19 protein-coding genes, 1 pseudogene and 1 riboswitch are annotated in these 21,641 nt (G+C 71.3%); of the genes and pseudogenes, 10 read left to right on the forward strand and 10 right to left on the reverse strand.

The features are described 5' to 3' along the window. Positions 1-228: 228 nt before the first annotated feature. The 6 genes and pseudogenes from IMT31_RS06265 to IMT31_RS06290 all read right to left on the reverse strand — a co-directional run bounded on the left by IMT31_RS06265 (position 229) and on the right by IMT31_RS06290 (position 7,261). Complete coding sequence (locus IMT31_RS06265) at positions 229-513, reverse strand: Rho termination factor N-terminal domain-containing protein (protein ID WP_413544116.1); 285 nt, start codon at positions 511-513, stop codon at positions 229-231. 97 nt (positions 514-610) lie between these two features. After that, a complete protein-coding gene (locus IMT31_RS06270; protein WP_413544379.1) occupies positions 611-2,365 on the reverse strand; it encodes an acetyl/propionyl/methylcrotonyl-CoA carboxylase subunit alpha in 1,755 nt (584 codons plus the stop codon). 213 nt (positions 2,366-2,578) lie between these two features. After that, a pseudogene (locus tag IMT31_RS06275) lies at positions 2,579-4,195 on the reverse strand (carboxyltransferase domain-containing protein); the annotation flags it as partial. Next, a complete protein-coding gene (locus tag IMT31_RS06280) occupies positions 4,192-4,950 on the reverse strand; it encodes a LamB/YcsF family protein (RefSeq protein WP_413544380.1) in 759 nt (252 codons plus the stop codon). The pseudogene IMT31_RS06275 and the gene IMT31_RS06280, both read right to left, overlap by 4 nt. Positions 4,951-4,984: 34 nt before the next feature. Next, positions 4,985-6,028, reverse strand: coding sequence for an NAD(P)-dependent alcohol dehydrogenase (locus IMT31_RS06285; RefSeq protein WP_413544117.1), 1,044 nt, complete (start codon positions 6,026-6,028; stop codon positions 4,985-4,987). Positions 6,029-6,142: 114 nt separating this feature from the next. Continuing rightward, complete coding sequence (locus tag IMT31_RS06290) at positions 6,143-7,261, reverse strand: glutathione S-transferase family protein (protein ID WP_345360018.1); 1,119 nt, start codon at positions 7,259-7,261, stop codon at positions 6,143-6,145. An 11-nt stretch (positions 7,262-7,272) separates the two neighbouring features. On the opposite strand from IMT31_RS06290, the gene IMT31_RS06295 reads away from it, so the two are divergent. From IMT31_RS06295 to IMT31_RS06305, 3 genes are all read left to right on the forward strand, one after another. Beyond that, a complete protein-coding gene (locus IMT31_RS06295) occupies positions 7,273-8,112 on the forward strand; it encodes an MBL fold metallo-hydrolase (protein ID WP_413544118.1) in 840 nt (279 codons plus the stop codon). A gap of 167 nt (positions 8,113-8,279) precedes the next feature. Next, a complete protein-coding gene (locus IMT31_RS06300) occupies positions 8,280-9,128 on the forward strand; it encodes an SDR family NAD(P)-dependent oxidoreductase (protein WP_345360012.1) in 849 nt (282 codons plus the stop codon). A gap of 38 nt (positions 9,129-9,166) precedes the next feature. Then, complete coding sequence (locus IMT31_RS06305) at positions 9,167-9,691, forward strand: universal stress protein (protein WP_413544119.1); 525 nt, start codon at positions 9,167-9,169, stop codon at positions 9,689-9,691. Positions 9,692-9,730: 39 nt separating this feature from the next. Here IMT31_RS06305 and IMT31_RS06310 read toward each other — a convergent pair whose 3' ends face one another. Beyond that, positions 9,731-11,365 carry a mechanosensitive ion channel family protein gene (locus IMT31_RS06310; RefSeq protein ID WP_413544120.1) on the reverse strand — a complete coding sequence of 545 codons (1,635 nt, stop codon included), beginning with the start codon at positions 11,363-11,365 and terminating at the stop codon, positions 9,731-9,733. A 104-nt stretch (positions 11,366-11,469) separates the two neighbouring features. Between IMT31_RS06310 and hisD the strand changes: the two genes are divergently transcribed. The 6 genes from hisD (at position 11,470) to IMT31_RS06340 (ending at position 16,930) form a co-directional block, all read left to right on the forward strand. Then, a complete protein-coding gene (gene hisD, locus IMT31_RS06315) occupies positions 11,470-12,777 on the forward strand; it encodes a histidinol dehydrogenase (protein WP_413544381.1) in 1,308 nt (435 codons plus the stop codon). Positions 12,778-12,973: 196 nt separating this feature from the next. After that, positions 12,974-13,093, forward strand: a riboswitch (SAM riboswitch). A 74-nt stretch (positions 13,094-13,167) separates the two neighbouring features. After that, the gene (locus IMT31_RS06320; protein WP_345360000.1) at positions 13,168-13,713 is read left to right on the forward strand and encodes a flavin reductase family protein; all 546 of its coding nucleotides are present in this window, start codon (positions 13,168-13,170) and stop codon (positions 13,711-13,713) included. 30 nt (positions 13,714-13,743) lie between these two features. Then, complete coding sequence (locus IMT31_RS06325; protein WP_413544121.1) at positions 13,744-14,139, forward strand: RNA-binding S4 domain-containing protein; 396 nt, start codon at positions 13,744-13,746, stop codon at positions 14,137-14,139. A gap of 27 nt (positions 14,140-14,166) precedes the next feature. Beyond that, entirely contained in the window at positions 14,167-15,168 is a 1,002-nt protein-coding gene (locus tag IMT31_RS06330) for an aldo/keto reductase family protein (RefSeq protein ID WP_345359994.1), read from the forward strand. Positions 15,169-15,303: 135 nt separating this feature from the next. After that, positions 15,304-16,554, forward strand: coding sequence for an Ig-like domain-containing protein (locus IMT31_RS06335; protein WP_413544122.1), 1,251 nt, complete (start codon positions 15,304-15,306; stop codon positions 16,552-16,554). 70 nt (positions 16,555-16,624) lie between these two features. After that, positions 16,625-16,930 carry a hypothetical protein gene (locus IMT31_RS06340; protein ID WP_413544123.1) on the forward strand — a complete coding sequence of 102 codons (306 nt, stop codon included), beginning with the start codon at positions 16,625-16,627 and terminating at the stop codon, positions 16,928-16,930. A gap of 44 nt (positions 16,931-16,974) precedes the next feature. On the opposite strand, the gene IMT31_RS06345 is transcribed toward IMT31_RS06340, so the two are convergent. Continuing rightward, on the reverse strand, positions 16,975-18,279 hold the full coding sequence (locus IMT31_RS06345) for an MFS transporter (protein WP_413544124.1): 1,305 nt from the start codon (positions 18,277-18,279) through the stop codon (positions 16,975-16,977). Positions 18,280-18,409: 130 nt separating this feature from the next. Here IMT31_RS06345 and IMT31_RS06350 point away from each other — a divergent pair, with 130 nt between their 5' ends. Beyond that, a complete protein-coding gene (locus IMT31_RS06350) occupies positions 18,410-19,657 on the forward strand; it encodes an MFS transporter (RefSeq protein ID WP_345359982.1) in 1,248 nt (415 codons plus the stop codon). Here the strand turns inward: IMT31_RS06350 and IMT31_RS06355 are convergent. Together IMT31_RS06355 and IMT31_RS06360 are read right to left on the reverse strand one after the other, a co-directional pair. Then, positions 19,594-20,817, reverse strand: coding sequence for an MFS transporter (locus IMT31_RS06355; protein WP_345359979.1), 1,224 nt, complete (start codon positions 20,815-20,817; stop codon positions 19,594-19,596). The two genes, IMT31_RS06350 and IMT31_RS06355, sit on opposite strands and share 64 nt — an antisense overlap. Positions 20,818-20,827: 10 nt before the next feature. Then, positions 20,828-21,619, reverse strand: a complete 792-nt coding sequence (locus tag IMT31_RS06360) for an IclR family transcriptional regulator (RefSeq protein ID WP_413544125.1) — start codon at positions 21,617-21,619, stop codon at positions 20,828-20,830. Positions 21,620-21,641: the final 22 nt, after the last annotated feature.

Genomic DNA, 21,641 nt, shown 5'->3' on the forward strand with positions numbered 1-21,641 from the left:
CACAGCAGTACATCGAGGCGCCGGCCTCAACCCCATGGCCGAGGATCCGGCAGCCGCAATGGCTGCACTCCGGTGCCATGGCATGGGCAGCGCACTCGAAGCTGTCGAAGACGCCGGTACGCTCCCCCTGTTCAACAGTGAGCGGCTTGTCATACTCGTTGCCACAGACATCACAGGCGGCCATGACGATTCTCCTTCTCTGCATCGGGCCGCGGCGGCTGCCGCCGGCTAGTGGTTGCGCAGCTTCTTGATCAACTCGTCCTTCTTCAGGTCCGAGTAGCCCTCGAGGTCCAGTTCCCTGGCCCGGTCCTTGAGTTCCTCGACCGTCCAGTCCTCGTAGGAGCCGGACTCGCCGCCACGCTCCCCCACCTCGGAGCGGCCCTCACGGGCAGCGGCATTCGAGATACGTGCCGCCTTCTCCTTGCTGGCGCCGTCCTCGCGGAGGGACTCGTACATGTCCTCGTCCTTGATCTGTGGGGCGTCGGATTCCTTGGATGATCTCTTCTCAGCCATGGGGCCAGTCTGCGCCGGGGGCGCAGCGCGGACAACCCATGGCGTGCCCCCCTCCCCGCCGGCGGCGAGGGCCTGTTCCGGACGGTCCGTCGCCGGCTCAGTGAAGGCGGCCGAGCTCCTGCCCGCGGGCCACCGGGTCGCCGCCCTGGAGGGGCACGCGAGAGAAGACCCCCTCCCCGGGAGAGGACACAGCGGTCTCCATCTTCATCGCCTCCAGCACCACGAGCTCCTGCCCCGCGCTCACCTCGGTGCCGTCCTGAACGAGCCACGTCACCACGGTCCCGTCCATCGGAGCGGTCACGACGCCGGCCCCGGCACCCTCCGCCTCGGGTGCGCCGCCGGCGCTGGGCCCGGTGGCCTCCCCGGCCGCCGATCCGCCCCCGCCGCCGCGCAGCGCGCGCACCAGCTCAGCGGGCAGCCCGAGGCAGACGGCCCGGCCGTCCACGGTGACCGTCAACTCGGTGCGCTCAGCCCCTGCCGCCGCGAGATAGGGCGAGGCCGCCAGGTCAGGAGCGCCGTCGGATTCGATCCACCCGGTGTGGACGCCGAGCCCCTCGGAGGAGGTGAAGTCCGCATGGTCCAGCACGGCCCGGTGGAACGGGAGCACGGTCGGCAGCCCCCGGATGGACAGCTCCTCCAGGGCCACGCGGGCACGGCGGATCGCCTGCTGCCGGTCCTCGCCCCAGATGATGAGCTTGGCCAGCAGGGAGTCGTATTCAGCGGGCACCGTGGAGCCCGAGCGCACCCCGGTGTCCACGCGCACGCCGGCACCGGTGGGGGCCTCGAAGGTCTGGACGGTCCCCGGCGTGGGCAGGAAGCCCAGAGCAGGGTCCTCCGCCGTGAGCCGGAACTCGAGGGCGTGTCCGCGCGGGGTGGGGCCCTCGGTGAGGGAGAGCGGTTCCCCTGCGGCGATGCGGAACTGTTCGCGGACCAGGTCCACCCCCGTGGTCTCCTCGGTGACGGGGTGCTCCACCTGCAGCCGGGTGTTGACCTCCAGGAAGGAGATCTGCCCCTCCGGTGACACCAGGTACTCGACCGTGCCGGCCCCGGTGTACCCGGCCTCGCGGCAGATCGCCCGGGCGGAGGCATGGATGCGTTCGTGTTGCTCCGGACTGAGGAAGGGGGCGGGGGCCTCCTCCACGAGCTTCTGGTTCCGCCGCTGCAGGGAGCAGTCGCGGGTGCCGACCACCACCACCGTGCCGTGGGCGTCCGCCAGCACCTGGGCCTCCACGTGCCGGGGCCGCTCCAGGAATCGCTCCACCAGGCACTCCCCACGGCCGAAGGCCGCCACGGACTCCCGCACGGCGGAGTCGAAGGCGGACTCCACGTCCTCCATCCGGTGCACGACCCTCAGACCCCGCCCTCCCCCGCCGAAGGCGGCCTTGATGGCCACCGGGAGGCCGTGTTCGTCAGCGAAGGTGCGCACGGCGGCGGCGTTCTCGACCGGGCCCTCGGTCCCAGGAACCAGGGGTGCCCCGGCTGCCACGGCGATCCTCCGGGCGGACGTCTTGTCCCCGAGCGCACGGATGGCCTCCGGTGAGGGGCCGATCCACGTGAGGCCGGTCTCGATCACGGCCTGCGCGAAGTCAGCGTTCTCGGACAGGAAGCCATATCCGGGGTGGACCGCATCGGCCCCGGACCTTCGGGCCACCTCCAGCAGCTTGCCGATGTCCAGGTACGTCTCGGCAGCCGAGCGGCCGTCCAGGGCGTAGGCCTCGTCCGCGCGGTGCACATGCAGCGCGTCGGCGTCCGGATCCGAGTACACGGCCACAGAGGTCAACTGTGCGTCCGTACAGGCGCGGGCCACGCGTACCGCGATCTCCCCGCGGTTGGCGATCAGGACCTTGCGCAGCGGCCGGGCGGCCGGGCTCGATGCACTCTGCTGCGGGTACTCGGTCATCGGGTCGGTCCTCTCGAATCCGGTGTTCGTTGAGATTCGCTGCTCTTTCCTGCCCTCAGGGGCGTCAGGACCTTCGGTGCTGTCAGGGGCGTCGGGGTCGATCAGTGAGAAGCGGACCGCCGAGCCGGGCGGAAGCTGTGCCGCCAGCGTCAGGTCCTGGGGCAGGACGACTCCGATCACGGGGTACCCGCCGGTGACCGGGTGGTCCGCCAGGAACAGCACGGGCAGCCCGGACGGTGGCACCTGCAGCGCCCCGGTCACGGCCCCCTCACTGGCCAGCTCTCCCTGCCGGATGCGCTCCAGCGGGGCACCGTCGGACTCATGAGGCACCTCGAGCCGTACGCCGACCCGGTTCGACTGGTTGCCGACCTGCCAGTCCTGACCGGTCAACCGTTCCAGCCCGGCGCTGCCGAACCAGTCGTCCCGTGGCCCGGGGGTCACCCGCAGCGTGGTGGTGGCCCCAGCCCGGGGCATCAGCCGTCGCGGCGGTTCAACGTTCCCCTCGACCGGCCGGACGGCGGCACCGCCGGCCCCTGCGGGCACCGGCACCGCGGTGCCCGCAGACAGGGGCTCAGGCCCCAGCCCGGACAGGGTGTCCGTGGAGCGACTGCCGAGGACGGCGGCCACCTCGAACCCACCACGCACCGCAAGGTAGGTCCGCAGTCCGGCCTCCGGTTCACCGATCGTCAGAACCTCACCGTCGTAGAGGGCGAAGGGGGCCCGGGCCGGGGCCCAGCGGTCGGCCGGAGCCCCGCCGTCCGCCGCGGTGATGCGGGCGGTGCCCTCCGCGCCGGCGAGCGCGAGGACGTGGTGGCCCCGGGCGCGCAGGGCCAGTCCGCCGAGCAGGGTCTCGATGACGGCCACCTTCGGGGCATTGCCGAGGATCCGGTTGGCCAGCCGTGCCGAGTCGAGGTCGGCGGCTCCCGCCGCAGGAACCCCGAGACCGCCGTGCCCGGTCCGGCCGAGGTCCTGGAGGAGCGACTGCAGTCCGGGGTGTTCCACGACCACCGCGGGACCGGTGCCGGCCGCACTGGTGCGGGCCGTCGTCGTACCGGGGCGGGTGTCCGCCGGTCCGCCGAGGTGCGCCAGCTGCCGGACGGCCCGGTAGCGGACGCGGTCCCCCGGGGACACGAGCGCGGGTGTGGGCCGGTCCGCGTCCCACATCGTGGCGTCGGTGCGGCCGATCACCTGCCAGCCGCCCGGGGAGGATCGCGGGTAGACGGCGGAGAAGCCCCCGGCCACGGCGACTGCGCCGGCCGGGACCGCGGTGCGCGGGGAGCTGCGCCGGGGGATCTCTGGGCCCAGCTGCTCCGGGCCGTTCGGTGCCAGGTAGGTGAATCCGGGGGCGAATCCACCGAAGGCCCCGACCCACTCGATCTCGGTGTGCCAGCGGATGACGCCCTCGCGTCCCAGCCCCGTCAGCTCGCCGACCTCGTCCAGGTCCTCACCGTCATAGACCACCTCGATCTCCACGAGGCGGCCGTCCGCGGGCTCGCCCTCGGCCACCCTCCAGTGCCTCACCGCCTCCGCCCCCGTCACCGCGGCAGCGCGATGGGTGAAGGACAGTGCCACGGTCTCCGCGGCGGCCAGAGCCTCCACCTGTCCGGGCAGCGGCCCGGCCTCGAGCCGGGCGTGCAGGGCCACGACCTCGCTCAGGGAGCCGCACTCCACCAGGAACGCACGGGTGCCGGACCAACGGATCCGCCGGCCGCCGGAAGCGGCAGGCCTGCCAGCGTTGCTGGACATGCTGGAGCCGCTGGAGCCGCTGGAACTGCCAGTCATACGAAGGCGCCGATGCGGATGCCGGCGTCCTCCAGGCCGGCGCGGACGGCAGCGGCCATGGCCACCGCCCCCGGGGTGTCGCTGTGCACGCAGATGCTGGCGGCCTCCATCCGGAGGTCCGTGCCGTCCACGGCGGTCAGGGTGCCCTCGGTGGCCAACCGGACCATGCGCCGGGCCACCTCGGCCTCGTCCTCCAGCACGGCACCGGCCTCGCGTCGGGAGACCAGGGTGCCTGCGGGGGTGTAGGCGCGGTCCGCGAAGGCCTCGGTCACCACACGCAATCCCTGGTCCGCGGCAATCCCCGCGGCCACGGATCCGGGCAGCAGGAGCAGGGGCAGCTCCGGGTTGAACGCCGTGACCGCGTCCACCACGGCCCGGGCATGGGCGGTGTGATGGACGATCGTGTTGTAGAGGGCCCCGTGCGGCTTGACGTAGCGGACAGCGGTGCCCGAGGACCGGGCCATCGCCTCGAGCCCCCCGATCTGATAGAGCACATCGTCAGCCAACTCGGTCGGCGAGCAGTCCAGGAAGCGTCGGCCGAACCCCACCAGGTCGCGGTATGAGACGTGGGCACCCACGGTGACCCCTGCCGCCACCGCGTCCCGGCAGGTCTGGGCGATGATCGAGGGATCCCCGCCGTGGAAGCCGCAGGCCACATTGGCGGAGGAGACCGAGCGGAAGATCGCGGCGTCGTCACCCAGGGTGTAGGAGCCGAAGGACTCGCCGACGTCACTGTTCAGGTCGATCTGCGGCATGGTGCGTAGGGCGTCCACCGAGGGTCCCTCCGTCTCAGGCGTGGGGCACGACGACGGCCCGGCCGGAGACCTGGCCGTCCACCAGCGCCTGATAGGCCTCCAACGCCCGATCCATGGGGTAGGTGGTGTACATCGGCTCCAACTGACCGGCCCGGTACAGATCGACCACCTCGTACAGCTCCTCGATGGTGCCCCAGTAGGTGCTGGTCAACTCCACCTCATAGGGGGCGGTGAAGAAGGACCAGTCGTAGGAGCCACCGGCGATCCCCACAATGGTGCAGCGTCCCTGGCGGGCCGTGGAGTCCATGGCGGTCTGCACGGTCGGTGCCACGCCCACGAAGTCGAAGGCAGCGTCCACGCCCCTTCCACCGGTGATCTCGCGGATCCGCTCGGCCTGCCCCTCGCCGCCGGGCACCGTGACGGCACCGAGCCTCTCGGCCTCGGCCATCGCCTCGGGCTTCATGTCCGTGGCGATGATGGTGGCACCCGTGAGGGCCTTGAGGATCTGCACTCCGAGCAGGCCGAGGCCGCCCAAGCCGATGACCAGGGCGTACTTGCCGCCGCCGTTGAGGTGCGGCAGAGCGAGTTTGACGGCGTGGTACGGGGTGAGGCCGGCGTCGGCGAGGGAGGCCGCCGCGATCGGATCGGCGTCTCCCAGGGGGACCAGGTTCCGGGCCGGCACGCGCACATACTCGGCCATGCCGCCGTCGCGCCCCAGCCCCACACCCATATACGGCATGGTGGCGGCGTTCTCGCAATAGGTGTCCTGGCCGCGCGAGCAGGCGCGGCACTGCTGGCAGCCGATGGGCCCGTAGACGAGGTAGGCATCGCCCTGCTTCAGGCCCTCGACGCCGGGACCGGTCTCCTCGATCCAGCCGGAGTTCTCATGGCCCAGGGTGAACTGTGGCTTCTGGGCGCCCGGGGCTCCCTCGGTGAAGTCCTGGAAGATCGCGACGTCGGAGTGGCAGGCCCCGGCGCCGGCCACCTTGAGCAGGACCTCACCGGGGCCCGGCTTCGGCTTCTCGACCTCCTTGAGGGTGGGGAAGGTCTGGTAGTCCTCGAAGACCACGGCGCGCATGGGGGTTCTCCTATCGGTGGGGGTGATCGGATCGGGAGGGGGATGGTCGGGGTCGGGCGCAGAGTGACCACACCGCGTCACAACGGCGGGGGCGAGGTCACTTTGTGCGGAGGGTCAGGCCGGGTAGAGCGGGTTGTGGCCGGGCGTCACCTGTTCGGCCTGGCGCACCGGTCCGGGGGCCGTGCCCGCGCCGAAGGGGGAGCCGCCGAGGTCCTCGCGGCCGTGCTCGGTCATCCAGCCGGAGAGGTCCGGTCCCTGCGGCACGATCCCGGTGGGATTGATGTCCCGGTGGACCTCGTAGTAGTGGCTCTTGATCTGCACGAAGTCCACGGTGTCCCCGAACCCGGGGGTCTGGAACAGGTCCCGGGCATAGCCCCACAGCGCCGGCATCTGGTCCAGCTTGTTCCGGTTGCACTTGAAATGGCCGTGGTAGACGGGGTCGAAGCGCACCAGCGTGGTGAACAGCCGCACGTCCGCCTCGGTGATGGTGTCCCCCATCAGGTACCGCTGTCCGGTCAGCCGCTCCTCGAGCCAGTCCATGGCCGTCCAGAGCCGTTCGTACGCGGCGTCATAGGCCTCCTGCGAGCCGGCGAAGCCACAGCGGTACACCCCGTTGTTGACCTCGGTGAAGATCCGGGTGACCACCTCGCGCATCTCCGGGAGGGACTCGGCCGGCAGCAGGTCCGGGGCCCCGTCGCGGTGGTACTGCCTCCACTGCGTGGAGAAGTCCAGGGTCATCTGGGGATAGTCGTTGGTCACCACGGCTCCGGTGGGGATGTCCACGAGGGCGGGCACCGTGATGCCTCGCGGGTAGTCCGGGAAGCGCTTGAAGTAGTTCTCCTGCAGGCGCTCGGTGCCCAGCACCGGGTCCCGGCCTCCGGCATCCAGGTCGAAGGTCCACGAACGCTCGTCATGGGTGGGCCCCGGGGTGCCCAGGGAGAGGACGTCCTCCAGGCCCAGCAGGCGGCGGACGATGATGGCGCGGTTGGCCCAGGGACAGGCCCTCGCCGCCACGAGGCGGTAGCGGCCGGGCTCCACCGGCCACGCCTCGGCATCCTCGGTCAGTCCGCCCCGGGCCCGGCCGATCTTGTCCGCGGCCACCCGAGGCGCCCTCAGCGCCGCCGTGGGGTCTGCCACGACGCGGTCCTGGATGTAGTTGGTGTCCCGGGAGAACTCCTGCCCGGCGGTGACGTAGCTGCCCTGACGGGGCTGGCTGTTCTCGCTGTGCTCCATACACTGAGCCTATGGCCTCCACCGATCATGCGTCCCCTCCCAACGCCCCCCTGGCCGATTCCCGGCTGACCGCCTCCGTCCTGGCGGACAATCCCTCCGGCATGACCCTGGAGGGCACCAACACCTATCTGGTGGGAGACCCGGACGCCGACTCCGTGGTGCTGGTGGATCCCGGCCCGGTGGAGGGCGCGGAGCTGCACCTGGACAACGTGCTCTCGGCCGCCGCCGGCCGCCGCGTGGAGCTGATCCTCGTGACCCATCACCACGGAGACCACACCGGCGCCGTGGACCTCTTCGCCGAGCGCACCGGGGCGCCGGTGCGCGGAGGCTCCCCGCTCTGGTGCCGGTCGGCGGCACCCCTGGTGCCCGGCGAACGCATCCCGGCGGCCGGCGTCGTGCTCACCGCCTGGCACACACCGGGACACACCTCTGATTCGTTCTCCTTCGCCCTGCCGGACGACGGCGCGGCCGGATCAGTCCTCACCGGAGACACCGTCCTGGGCCGGGGGACCACCGTGATCGATCACCCGGACGGCACCCTCGCGGATTACCTGGACTCCCTGGAGACGCTGATCTCCCTCGGCGATGCCACGGTACTGCCGGCGCACGGGCCCGTGCTGCCCTCGATCGCCCAGGTGGGGGCCATGTACCGCGAGCACCGTCGCCAGCGGCTGGACCAGGTGCGTGCGGCCCTCGAGGGACTGGACCCGGCCGAGCGAGGGGCCGCCTCGGCCGACGACCTGGCGCGGCGGCTTCTGCCCGCCGTCTACCCGGAGATCGAGGAACGGCTGCGTCCGGCAGCGCTGATGTCCCTCGGCGCGCAGCTGGCCTTCCTCGCCGGCGAACGCTGAGGCCGGCTGACGTGGCCTGATCCGAGAGTGTCCAGACTGTGATCTCCCGCGCCGCTGAGATACCGCACGATAACGGTTCGCGCAAATATCATGGACGGTGGAGGGTCCACCACCTCCCCTCGGCATTATCGGCAGTCGGACGGCAGTCATCCAGCAAGGCGGACCACGTGGCAGAACAACTCGATGAACGCGCACTCCTCCAGGACGGGCAGTTCCCCGTCCTGCCCTCGTCCCGGCGCTCCGGCCAGACGGTCCTGATCACCGGGGCCACCGCTGGACTCGGGGCCGAGTTCGCCCGGCAACTGGCGGGCCAGGGGCACCACCTCGTCATCACCTCCCGGAACCCCCACCAGCTGGTGGCCAAGGCCCAGGGGTTGGAGGCGCAGTACGGCATCACCGTGGAGACCCTGACGGCGGATCTGTCCACCCCCGAGGGTGTCCAGGTGGTGGCGGCTCGATTGCGCGCACCGGACCAGCCGATCACCATGCTGGTCAACAACGCCGGCGCCGGGCTGTCCACCGAGTTCCACGAGAGTGAGGCCGAGGACGAACTGGCCATGCTGCGGCTGCTCACGGAGGCCCCCATGCTGCTCTCCCACGCCGCCATCCAGTCCTTCCTGGCCCGTGGCGGCGGGCGCATCATCAACGTCTCCTCCGTGGCCGGACTCCTGCCGGAGGGCAGCTACGGGGCCGCGAAGGCCTGGTCCGTCAGCTTCAGCCGCTGGGCCAACACCCGCTACAAGCCGGAGGGCGTCACCATCACCGCACTGTGCCCGGGCCCGGTGCGCACGGAGTTCCACACCCGCGCCGGGATCGACACCACCAAGAAGCCCAAGTGGGCGTGGATGGACGCTGAGGACGTGGTCCGCGAGGGATTGACGGCCGCCGCCGAGGGCCGGGGCGTGTGCATTCCCTCACGCCGGTACCGTTCCCTCATGGCGGCCGCCCGCTTCAGCCCGGACGCCGTGCTGGAGCGGTTCAGCCGGATCGAGCCCAAACGCGGCAAGGGCTCCTAGAACCACGGGGACCACAGAACACCAGGAGGGCTTCGGCCATGACCATTCTCGTCGGCTACACGGCCAGCAGGGAGTCCAGGGCGGCACTCGATGAGGCCATACGCATCGCGCGGGTGACCCGTGAGGGGCTACTGGTGGTCAATGCGGGACCCGGCGGAGCGCACCAGCACGACCACATGGTCACGGAGGCCCAGCAGCGCGAGCTGCAGGCCGTCCTGGACGCCTCCGGGTTGGCCGCCGAATTCCGCCAGTACGCGCGGGGCCGGTCCACGGTGGACGAGATCAAGGACGTGGCGGACGAGGTCCGGCCCTCCGTGGTGGTCATCGGCATGAGACGCCGCAGCACCTTCGGACGCTTCGTCATGGGTTCCGTGTCCGACGGCCTGCTCAGGGAGCTGGACCAGCCCGTGCTGTGCGTCAAGGACCATCCGGCCCAGCCCACCGGCGCGATCGGCGAGGGCCCACCGGAGGACATCACGGCTGCCCCGGAGCCCGCAGCCATCAACGGTCCCGCTCCCGCCGCGGACCCCCCGCAGGACTCCGGCCCGGCAGACCGCCGGTAGGCCGTCCTCCTCGGTTCGAGGCCGCTAGGCCAGATGAGGTCAGTCGGCGCTGGGCCCGTCCGGGCCGCCGTCGGGACCACTGTCCGGGCCTTTGCGCCGAGGCGCGTCCTCCTCGTCCTCCGGGACTTCCACGCCCTCGGCCTCGGCGGCCTTCTCCTTGCGTTCGGCGAAGGCCGCCTCGCCCGGCCCGGCGAACTCACGGTTGCGTTCCACCGCCGTGATGGAGCCGGTGAACACCGTGGAGTCATCGCTGGACCGGGTCAGGGGCGTGGAGCCCGTGACGGCCGCGGTGGCCGCGGTGGCCGACTGCTCGCCCGTGACGGGATCGACCTGCGGCAGGGGGCTGGTGGGGGTGCTCCGCGGGAACGCGGAGGCAGCACCCACCGCACCACCGGACGCACCGCCGTGGTCCTGCCCCGCCGGCGCCACCGCGCCGCGCTCGCCCGTGCTGGGCTCGGCCGACCCCGCATCGGTGCCCACGGCCGCGAGGTGCGGCGCCTGCACGGGCATCTCAGCGAAGCGCTGAGCGTAGATCGCCTCGGGGTGCTCGCTGCGCAGGAAGGTGACGAGGTCCTCGCGCACCAGGCAACGCAGGTCCCACAGGTCCCCGGCGTTGCGGGCGGAGACCGCCACCCAGAGCTTCACGGTTCCACCCAGTGCCTCGCTCACCTGGATGGTGCTGTCCTTGCCGTCCCAGAGGTCGGTGGACTCCAGCAGCGCCTTGAGGCGTTCGCGGGTGGCGTCCACCGGGACCCGCCAGTCCACGTCGATCTCCACCGTCCCGGACAGGGCAGAGCCGGTGCGGGTCCAGTTCTCGAACGGGGTGGTGGTGAAGTGGCTGGAGGGGTAGATCACCCGGCGCCCGTCCCAGATCTTCACCACCACGTAGGACAGGGTGATGTCCTCGATGGTCCCGTAGACCCCGTCTGCGATCACCACGTCTCCCACCCGGATGGCGTCCGTGAAGGCCAGCTGGATCCCGGCGAAGACATTGGTCAGGGTGGACTGCACGGCGAGACCGGCCACCACGGAGATCACGCCGGCCGAGGCCAGCAGGCCTGCGCCGACCGCGCGGACCTGGGGAATGGTCAGCAGGATGACGGACACGGCAATGACGATGATCGCGGCCTGGATGACCCTGCGCAGCAGCACGGTCTGGGTGCGGATCTTGCGGTCACGGCGGTCGTCCACGCCCTCCGAGGCGTACTTGCCGAGCAGCCGCTCCTCCACAATCTGCACCACCCGCAGCGCCAGCCACGCCAGCGAGCCGACGATCCCGCCCATCAGCAGGAAGTTCACCCCGTTGAACCAGGGGTAGTCGGAGGCGGTCAGGCCCAGGGCGATCCGGGCCGCCAGCAGCACGGCCGCGACGAGGACCGGGATGCGGCACTTGGCGAGCTGGCCGCGCATCCCGGGCTTGCGGCGCAGCACGGTGTTCAGCAGCAGCCAGCCGGCCACCACCACGGCGATCGCGATGGCCACCGCGATCGCCACCGTGGACAGCATGCCCCAGAACGGGCCGAGCGAGTTCACCGCGCCCTCGGCCCCCTCCCGGACGCTGTCGGGGACGTTCTCCGGGGTCGGCCCCGGAGTCCCGGTGGATTCAGCGGAGCCCTCACCTCCCGTGGAGGTCAGGACGGCGTGCGACTCGGAGAGACGGGACAGACTGAGCATGGTTCCCAGTCTGTCATCCCGCACTTGGATGATCCTGAACAGGTGGAGAATGGACGCTGAACCTGCCGAACCCCCTGCCTCCCAGGAGCCATCCCATGCCTGCCCTGCTTGCCACCACGGACCTGCGCGGCCGCGACTACGATCCGGCCACCGTGCTGCCCCGCGCGGAGGTCGACGTGGCCGCCGCCGTGCCGAAGGTGCTGCCGATCCTCGAGCGGGTCCGCACCGAGGGCGCCGCCGCCGTGCTGGACCTGGGTGAGCAGTTCGACGGCGTCCGGCCGCCGTCCCTGCGGGTGCCGGCCGCCCGGATCGCGGAGGCACTCGAGGCCCTGGATCCGGCCGTCCGGGCCTCCCTCGAGGAGTCCATCACCCGCGCCCGCGCCGTCCACGCGGCCCAGTTCCCGCCCGGGTCAGAGGTGGAGCTCGCCGAGGGCGCCGTGGTGGAGAACCGCTGGGTCCCGGTGAACCGGGTGGGCCTGTATGTGCCCGGCGGCCGCGCCGTCTACCCCTCCTCCGTGGTGATGAACGTGGTCCCGGCCCAGGCCGCGGGGGTGCCCTCCCTGGCCGTCGCGTCCCCGCCGCAGAAGGACTTCGGCGGCCTGCCGCACCCCGTGATCCTGGCCGCCTGCGCCCTGCTCGGCGTGGACGAGGTGTACGCCGCGGGCGGCGCCCAGGCGGTGGCCATGTTCGCCTACGGCGTGGCGGACGACGCCGGCGCGCGGGTGTGTGCCCCCGTGGACATGGTCACGGGGCCGGGCAACATCTTCGTGGCGGCCGCCAAGCGCGCCCTGCTCGGGACCATCGGCATCGACGCCGAGGCCGGGCCCACCGAGATCGCGGTCCTGGCCGACGGCACGGCCGACGCCCGCTGGGTGGCTGCGGACCTGATCAGCCAGGCCGAGCACGATCCGATGGCCGGCTCCGTGCTGATCACCACCTCCCCCGAGCTGGCCCGGGACGTGGCGGCGCAGGTCGAGGCACAGGTACCGGGTTCCTTCCACGAGGAGCAGATCCGGACCGCACTGTCCGGGCCGCAGTCCGGGATCCTGCTGGTGGACACCTTGGACGAGGCCTTGGCCGTGGCGGACGCCTACGCCGCCGAACACCTCGAGGTCCACACCGTGGACGCGTTGGCCACGGCCCGCCGCGTGACGAACGCCGGTGCCGTGTTCGTGGGGCCGCACTCCCCCGTGCCCCTGGGCGACTACTCCTCCGGCTCCAACCACGTGCTGCCCACCGGGGGCTCCGCCCGGTACTCCTCCGGACTGAACACCGTGAGCTTCCTGCGCCTGCAGCAGTTGATCCGGTACACGGAGACCGGGCTGAAGGAATTGGAACCGAACATCGCGTCCCTCGCCACCGCCGAGGGCCTGCCGGCCCACGGCGAGGCCGTCTCCCTCCGCTTCCGCTGATCCTTCCCTCCCTTCCTTCCCTCTCCGCCCTCCACTCCCCCACCCCTCCGAGCGCAAAGTGACCCCACCCCCGCCATAGTGACGTGGCCCGGTCACTTTGCGCCTCGGAACCACGGTCTGGGACACCGAGTCACGGGGGTTCACAGTTCGGGAACCCTTTGACCCTCCGGGCGGGGCCTCGCTAGTCTGGACCCAGAATCACGAGTTCCCGCTGTTACAGCCCTGGCTTGCGGGACGGCAACCCTCTTCACGCAGTAGTGGGGTGCTCCAGGTGAGGATTCGGCCTTCCGGACGTCCCGGCGGGCAAGTACCGCGTTTCTGCTGGTGCCGCTGGGAGTGTTCTCCGCAGGGTGCCGCGGAGCAGATTCGCCTTCGATCGGAGGACCGAACATGACCGCTCTAGCCACCCATGAACCACAGGCGCCCGCCGACCTGGACCACAACCTCTCCACGGAGACCCTGCGCTCCGCCTTCTCCCATTTCCCGTCCGGCGTGGCAGCCCTCGCCGGCGTGGCCAACGGCGTCAAGGAGGGGCTCGTGGCGTCCTCGTTCACCGTGGGGGTCTCCCTGGAGCCGGCGCTGGTCTCCTTCGCCGTGCAGAACACCTCGCGCACCTGGCCCCGGCTGAAGCTGGCCGAGCGGATCGGGATCTCCATCCTCGGCTCGGAGCACACCTCCGTCTGCCGTCAGCTGGCCTCCAAGGAGGGCGACCGCTTTGCCGGTCTGGACATCCGCTCCACGGATGCGGGGGCCCTCTTCCTGGACGGCGCCGCCCTGTGGCTGGACACCACCGTCTACTCCGAGCTGCCTGCCGGGGACCACACCATGGTCCTGCTCGAGGTCCACGGCGTGCATGACCACTCCTCCGAGCACGAGCCGATCGTGTTCCACCGCTCCGCATTCCGCAACCTGCGCACCGCCGAGGGCAACCAGTAGTCGCCGGGGTGCGGCGGTACGCTGGATCGCATGCCTCCGACCACCCCGCCAGCCCAGGTCCGCGTGGACGCCTGGCTCTGGGGAGTGCGCATGTACAAGACGCGCTCGTCAGCCACCACTGCCTGCCGGGCGGGGCATGTCCGGCTGAACGGGCAGCCGGCCAAGGCCTCTCAGCCCGTCCGGCCCGGGGACACCATCCGGCTCCGCCAGCCCGGGCGTGAACGCATCCTCGAGGTCACGGGACTGCTGACCAAGCGCGTCGGCGCCCCGGAGGCCGTCCGCCACTACATCGACCACTCACCCGAACCCGTTCCCCGCGAACTGCTGGCCGTGCCGCGTCGGGACCGGGGCGCGGGGCGCCCCACCAAGCGGGACCGTCGGCAGCTGGACCGCCTACGCCGAGGCGCGGAGCCAGACCCCGGGTGAACTCGTGATTCCGGTTAGGGTGAATCCATGAAATTCCGATACCTCGGCAACAGCGGACTCAAGATCTCAGAGATCATCTACGGCAACTGGCTCACCCACGGCTCCCAGGTCGAGAACGAGACGGCGTACGCCTGCGTGCAGGAGGCCCTCGATCAGGGCATCACGAGCTTCGACACGGCGGACACCTACGCCAACACGCAAGCCGAGTCGGTTCTCGGCGAGGCCCTGAAGGGCCAGCGGCGCGAGTCGCTCGAGGTCTTCACCAAGGTGTACTGGCCCACCGGCCCCAAGGGCCACAATGACACCGGCCTCTCCCGCAAGCACATCATGGAATCCATCAACGGCTCGCTGCAGCGGCTCCAGATGGACTACGTGGACCTCTACCAGGCCCACCGCTATGACGTGGAGACACCCCTGGAGGAGACCATGCAGGCGTTCGCGGACATCGTCCGCGCGGGCAAGGCCCTGTACATCGGGGTCTCCGAGTGGCCGGCGGACAAGATCCGTGAGGCCCATTCCATGGCCACGCAGCTGGGCTTCCAGCTCATCTCGAGCCAGCCGCAGTACTCGATGCTGTGGCGCGTCATCGAGTCCGAGGTCGTCCCGGCCTGCGAGGACCTCGGACTCTCCCAGATCGTCTGGTCTCCCATGGCCGGCGGCATCCTCACCGGAAAGTACCTGCCCGGTCAGCAGCCGCCGGAGGGCTCCCGCGGCGCCGATGAGAGTGGCTCCCGCACCATGAGCGGCAAGATGACCGACGAGGTGCTCACCGCAGTGCAGAAGCTGCGCCCGATCGCCGAGGGGCTCGGCACCACCATGGGCCAGCTCGCCATCGCGTGGGTCCTCTCGAACCCCAACGTCGCCGGTGCCATCGTGGGCGCCTCCCGCCCCGAGCAGATCGCTGAGAACGTGAAGGCTCTGGACCTCACCCTGGATGACGCGACCCTGGGTGCCATCGACGCGGCCATCGGGCACGTCGTCACGGACGATCCCACCCTGGTCTCCGTTCCCGAGACTCGCGTGGCCTGAGCCGCCCAGATTGTGATCCCCCCGTGATCTGGCTTTTCCGCCAGATCACGGTATGATTACGATCAGCCGGTGTTGCCCGTTCCGCCAGACGGGGCGGGCAACACGGGGCCAAGCGTCATCTGGTGGGGGCTGAGCATGACCATCGCGGCAGGACACACTCCTGACCTTTCCCTACCCCGCTGCACCCTCCTGGGCCTCGGCCGCTCCCTGGCAGCAGCCTCCGTGGCGGTGCTGTTGATGACTGGCCTCGCCGGCCCGGCCGCGGCGGACACCCGGCCGGAGGACACCACTCCCAGTCCCAGCCCTTCCGCCTCGCCCTCCCAGCCCGCAGACCCCGGAACGTCGCCGACCCCGGGCGGCAACGCCCCGCCCGAGTTCGTCGACTGCGCCGGGATCCTCGTCCAGGCGGGAGTCCCCGAGTCGATCGGCTTCCAGATCACGGATGCCGACGACGACCCGGTCACGCTGACGGCAGGTGAGTCCTCCATTGGGGCTGAGATCACCATCGAGGGCCACATCCTGACCTACACGGCACCACCGGAGTACACCGGAGACGAACTCCTCGCGGTCACGGCGGACGACGGCCAGGGCGGCACAGCGTTCTGCGAGGTGTACGTCAAGGTCGGCCCGGCGCCGACCCCCGCCCCCACGCCGGACCCCACGGACCCTTCGCCGAACCCCACTGACAGTCCGAGCACGCCGCCCACACAGGACCCCACGACGCCGGCCCCCTCGCCCACCAGCAGCACCCCGGACCCAACCGGCCCGACCCAGGGCCCCACCTCGGCCCCTGCCCCCTCGTCTGAGCCCAGCTCGGCGCCCTCCGGGAGCAGCCCGGACGATTCCCCGCCCGCCTCGGCACCAGCCGGCGGCGATGGCTCCGGGACGCCCCCCGGCACACCGGGCACCACCGGCCCCGGCAACGGCCAGGACGGCGGGTCCACCGGCGGAGCGGACGGCGGCCTGAACGGCGGGGCCACCGGCGAGGACGGCAGCAGCCAGTCCCCGGAGGGCGGGTCCCGCCCTGCCACCGGCGCCCCGGACTCCACCGCCACCCCCACCGAGCGGCTGCGGGACCTGGCCCATGACGCCACCGTCTCCAGTTCACTGCAGGCGGTGGAGGACGCCAGGATGCTCGTTGAGGGCATCTCCGCCGGGATGACCTCCCGCCCCGGCAACGGTCAGTTCCCGGACATCGGCAACGGGGTGACCGGCAGTCAGGACGGCTCCGCACAGGATCCGTCCGGAACCCCCCACGCCGAGGGTCACCGAGCCTCCCAGGTGTCCGGGTCCTCGATCTGGTTGTTCGCCGGCGTGGGCCTCCTGATGGTCGTGCTCATCGGGTTGGCCGCGGCCGCCCTACCCCGAGCGAGCCGCCGGGGCTAGGCTGGCCGGACGATGCGGCCGCTGAGACGGACCGCCCGCCCAGGGGCCGCCCGAGATCGAGGAGGCCCACGTGAGTCGCTACGAGGACGAGCTGGAAGATCAGTTCATCGAGGAACCGGAGAACGATCTGGAGGAGCCCGCGGACGGCCGCGACGGCACCACGGACCATGGCTCCTCCGATGACCCGGAATCCCTGGACGCCATGGACCCGTTGCGGCGGGACACGTTCCTGCTGGACGGGGACCAGGACTACAACGGCACCCCTGACAACCAGGAGGGCCGTGCCGAGGCAGTCGAGGGCGAGGACATCCCGGACGAGGACTCCGAGTGGGACGGCCTCGAGGACGAGGACGTCGGCGTGGAGGAGCCCCGCTGAGAGTCCCTGGGACTCGCTGAGACCCACCGCCCCCGGGCGGAGGTCTAGGCCCTCCGCCCGGAGACGAGCCGTTCGGTGCCGGAGGCCGCCAGAATCAGGCAGGCACACCAGATGCCTCCGGCCGGGCCGATGGGCGCCGCCACCAGACCGGCCACCACGGGCATCACCACCTGCCCCACCCGGTTGCCGACCAGCCGAAGGGCCAGGGCCGGCCCCCGCCAGTCGCCCGGCACGGCCTGGGACACGAGTGACATGGTCAGCGGCTGGCCGATCCCGAGGGCGAACCCGCCCACCGCCATGAGGGTCACGGCGAGCCACGAGGCGCCCCACGCGGCCAACACCGGCGGTACGACGCCCAGCGCCAGGGCGGAGGCCAACAGGGAGACCAGCACGAGTCCGTGCCGGGACCACCTCCGGGACATCCAGGGCAGCACGATGCGGGACACGAACGAGGCCCCGCCGCGGACCGCGAGCAGCATGCCGACCCAGAACGGCGCCACCCCGGCGGATTCACCCACGAGCGGCATGAAGGCGGTCAGGATGTCCAGCATCGCCAGCAGGGCCAGGGACGCAAGCATGTGGGAGGGGATCCCCGGGACACGCCAGATCCGCACCATGGTCGGCTTCTCCGGCCCCACACCGGAGCCCGACGCCGGCCCGGCCCCGGCCGCTTCCGTCTCGCCCGGCGCACCGGTCCGGTCCTCGGGGGCCGCGCTGTGCGCCGAGGGGTGGGCGCGGTGCCGCCGGCCGCCGTCGGCCCTCATCAGGTACATCACGGGCACGGCGAGCAGGGAGCAGGCCGCACCGAGCCACAGGGCGGAGTCGATGCGGCCGGCGAAGGCGGCACTGTGGGAGGCCTCGCCCAGCGTGGCGTTGCCCAGGATGAATCCGGAGATCAGGGGGCCGGCCATCTGGCCGATGGAGAAGGCGGCGGTGAACCACCCGAATGCGGCGTCCATGGTGGGAGGCGAGGCGCGGCGACTGATGACGGTCTGGCCGGCAATGGTGAAGACGAGGTGACCCATGCCGAGGACGGCAGAGGAGACCATGATGACGGCGATGGTGCCGCCGAAGGCGAGGCCGAGCCCGCCCAGTCCCATCACCGCGCCACCGATGGCGATCATGCCGCGCAGCGTGGGGAGGCGTCCGCTGAGCCGGCCCAGGGCCATGGCGAAGATCAGCGGCAGGATGGCGTAGGCCGCGGTGGCCAGGCCCACCCAGGTCTCCCCGGCGCCCAGCACCAGGAGCTTGTAGCTGGTGACCGGGCGCAACAGGTTGAGTGCGGTCTGGGTGAGGACTGCGGCGGCGATCATGATCCAGAGCCAGGTCAGTTCGCCGCGTTTCGCCATGACTACCAGCGTAGCCCCGGGCCCTCCCCCGGCCCGCCTCGCGAACCGGGACTAGAATCGCTGGGGCCCGTGCGCCGTCAGGTCCCGCGCCACCGCCCTCCCACCCCCGTCCAGAAAGCCGGTCCCCTCCGTGTCCACCGCCGCCACTGCGCCGCATCCGCCCCAGCGGTTGTGGACCCGGAACTTCATCCTGACCCTTCTGACGAACCTCTTCCTGGCCCTGGTGTTCTACCTGCTGGTGACGGCCATGGCGCTCTACGCGGTGAACGAGTTCCAGGCCTCGGACGTCATGTCCGGGTTGGCCGTCAGCGCTTTCGTGCTGGGAGCCCTGGTGGCCCGGTTGTTTGCCGGGCAGGCGATGGAGTTGATCGGTCGCCAGAGGATGCTGATCCTCGGGCTGCTCCTCTTCCTGGCCGCCTCGGCCCTCTACCTGGCGGCCAGCAGCCTGAGCCTGTTGATCGCCGTCCGGTTCGTCCACGGCCTGGGGTTCGGGGCGGCCAGCACGGTGCTGGCCACCGCGGTCCAGGGCATGATCCCGCGCCACCGCCGCAGCGAGGGGACCGGATGGTTCGGCACCTCCATGAGCATCGGCGCCGCCGTGGGCCCCCTGCTGGCCTTCCAGCTGACCGACCGCTTCGGCTTCGATTCCCTGTTCATCGCGTGCACCGGTTTCGCGGTCATCGGCCTGCTGGCCGGCCTCCTCGTGCGGTTGCCGGCCGCCCCGGTGCACGGCAGCGGCTCACGCCACCGGTTCTCCCTGCGTGGGGTGATCTCCGCACCGGCCCTGCCCGTCTCCCTGGTCATGCTCATGGCCGGGCTGGCGTTCTCCGGCATCCTGGCCTTCCTCAACGGGTACGCCCAGGAACAGGCCATCGGCACCACCGTGACCAGCCTCTTCTTCGTGGTCTACGCGGCGGTGCTGGTGCTCTCCCGGTTCTTCGTGGGACCGATCCAGGACCGGTACGGGGCCAACATCGTGGTCTACCCGCTGCTGGTGCTCTTCGTGGCCGGGCTGACCGTCCTCTCGCTCTGGCCGACCCCTACCGGCATCCTGCTCTCGGCGGGCCTGTGCGCCCTCGGCTTCGGTTCCACCCTGACGTCCCTGCAGACCGTGGCGGCCACCGTGGTGCCGCCCTTCCAGATCGGCGTGGCCACCGCCACCTTCTTCCTCGTCCTGGACATCGGCACCGGGGTGGGACCCGTGCTGCTGGGCGCCCTACTGCCGGTGACCGGGTTCTCCGGGATGTACCTGGCCCTGGCCGGCTTGGTGGCCCTGAGCATGGGCGTGTACTGGCTGGCCCACGGCCGCCACGCTCAGCGGCCCGGCCGCCGACCGGTGCGGACCATGACCAGGGACAGACCGAGCAGCACGGCATAGCCCGCCCCGACCAGGATCCAGCCGAGGACGAACCCGCCGGTCAGTTCCACCACGGCGCCCATCCCGACGGGGCCGAGTGCGAACCCCGCGTACATGCCCATGGTGGTGGTGCCGCTGGCCGCGCCGATGCGGGTGGCGTCCACGGCCTGCATGGTTCCGGCGTTGACCACCACGTTCGTGCCGAGCACCGTCAGCCCGTGCAGCACCACTCCGGCCCAGAACAGGGCGGGTTGGCCCCAGATGGAGGAGGCGGCCATGCAGGCCATCCCCATCAGCGCCCCCGTGGAGATCAGCAGCAACAGGGCACCGGGTTTCCGTCCTGCTCCCAGGGCCCGGCCCCAGTAGATGCGGCTGGCCACGCCCACCACGCCGGAGAGCCCGGCGGCGAGCCCGCCGATCAACAGGCTGTACCCGTGGTCCCGCACGGCGAACAGCGGAAGGTAGACATTGGTGGCCTGGGTGCCCATGCCGGAGAAGAAGGCGACGGCGGTGAAGAGCCAGACCTGCAGCGGCAGGGATGCCGTGGAGACTCTCCGGCGGCGGAATCGGTCTGCCAGCACCCTGCGGGCCGCCGGCCAGTCGGTCGGTTCCTCAGGCGGGATATGGCGCAGCGACCACCACAGCAGGGCCAGCACCCCAGCGGCGGCCGCGGCCGCGGCGCCGGACCATCCGGCCCACAGCGCGGCGGCGGGGAAGAGGAGCCCGGCCACCAGCTGACTGGCCTGCACCCCGGATTGCTTGACACCGATCCACCCAGACCGCTTGGCAGCGGGAACGGCGGAGTAGATGACCCGGTTGGTGGTGGGGTTCGCGATGACCTGGGCCGGGCCCACGATGATGCAGGCCACCACGAGCGTCCAGTACTCCGGGCCGAGGGCGGACACCAGCAGCGCCAGCACCGTGCCGCCGTAGTTGAAGATGAGCTGGGCACGGATGCTGAGCACGTCTGCCAGGCGGCCGATCACCATGGAGGAGACCGCGGCGCTGACGAACAGCACCGTGACCAGCAGTCCGAACTGACCGGCGGAGACGCCCAGCTCGCGGATGAGCAGGTCGGAGGTGGCCGAGAGCCCGTAGTTCAGCAGCGGCCCCACGCCCATGGCGATGAGCAGGACGGTCAGCAACGCCGTGCCGGCGCGCGGGGCGTCCGGCCGTTGCACTGGTGTTCCCTCAGTCAATCCGATCCTCGTTCCCCGCTCCGGTTCTCCGCCCGGCCGTGCGCGGCAGGGCGGCCGCGGTGTCCCTGGCGGCCTGCCGCAGGTGGTCGATGACGACCGACAGGCCGGTGTCCGGCAGTCGTTCGGTGGGGGCGACGACGGCCAGCCCGGCGGCCGCCCGGCCGGAGGCCAGGCGGATGGCCACTGCCACGGCGGAGATCCCCTCGGTGCTCTCCCCCCGGGATACCGCGTAGCCGGCCTGTCGGATTCTAGCCAGCATCCCGGTGAGCTCCGGCACCGTGTCCACGGTGCGGTCCGTCAGCTTCTTCAGCCCACCGCCGAACATGCCGGAGACGGCATCGGGCTCCAGTTCGGCCAACAACGCCCGCCCTCCCGCCGTGCCGTAGGCCGGCAGCCGGGCTCCGATCCGCGGTGAGGCCCGGAGGATATGACCGGATTCGATGCCGTCCACGAACTCCACCTCCGAGCGGATCAGGACGGAGAGGGACACCGATTCCCCCGTGGCGGCCGCCAGCGCTTCCATGGGCCGGTGGGCCGCATGGCGGATCTCCCGGGTGTCCACCGTCCCGCCGGTCAGGCCGAGGAGTTTGACCCCCGGACGGTAGATGCGGCTGTGCGGGTCCTGGACCACGTAGTCCTGCGCCGCCAGGGTGCTCAGGAGTCGGTGGGCGCTGGACGGGGCCACGCCCAGGTCCTCCGCCACCTCCCGCACCCGCACACCGCCGGTGGCCATGACCTGGTCCACCACCGTCAGTGCGTGGACCACGGACCGTATCTGCGACATCACCGCTCCTTCGATCTCCCCG

The sequence above is a fragment of the Citricoccus nitrophenolicus genome (assembly GCF_047305825.1).
In the GTDB taxonomy this organism is placed as follows: Bacteria; Actinomycetota; Actinomycetes; order Actinomycetales; family Micrococcaceae; genus Citricoccus; species Citricoccus nitrophenolicus.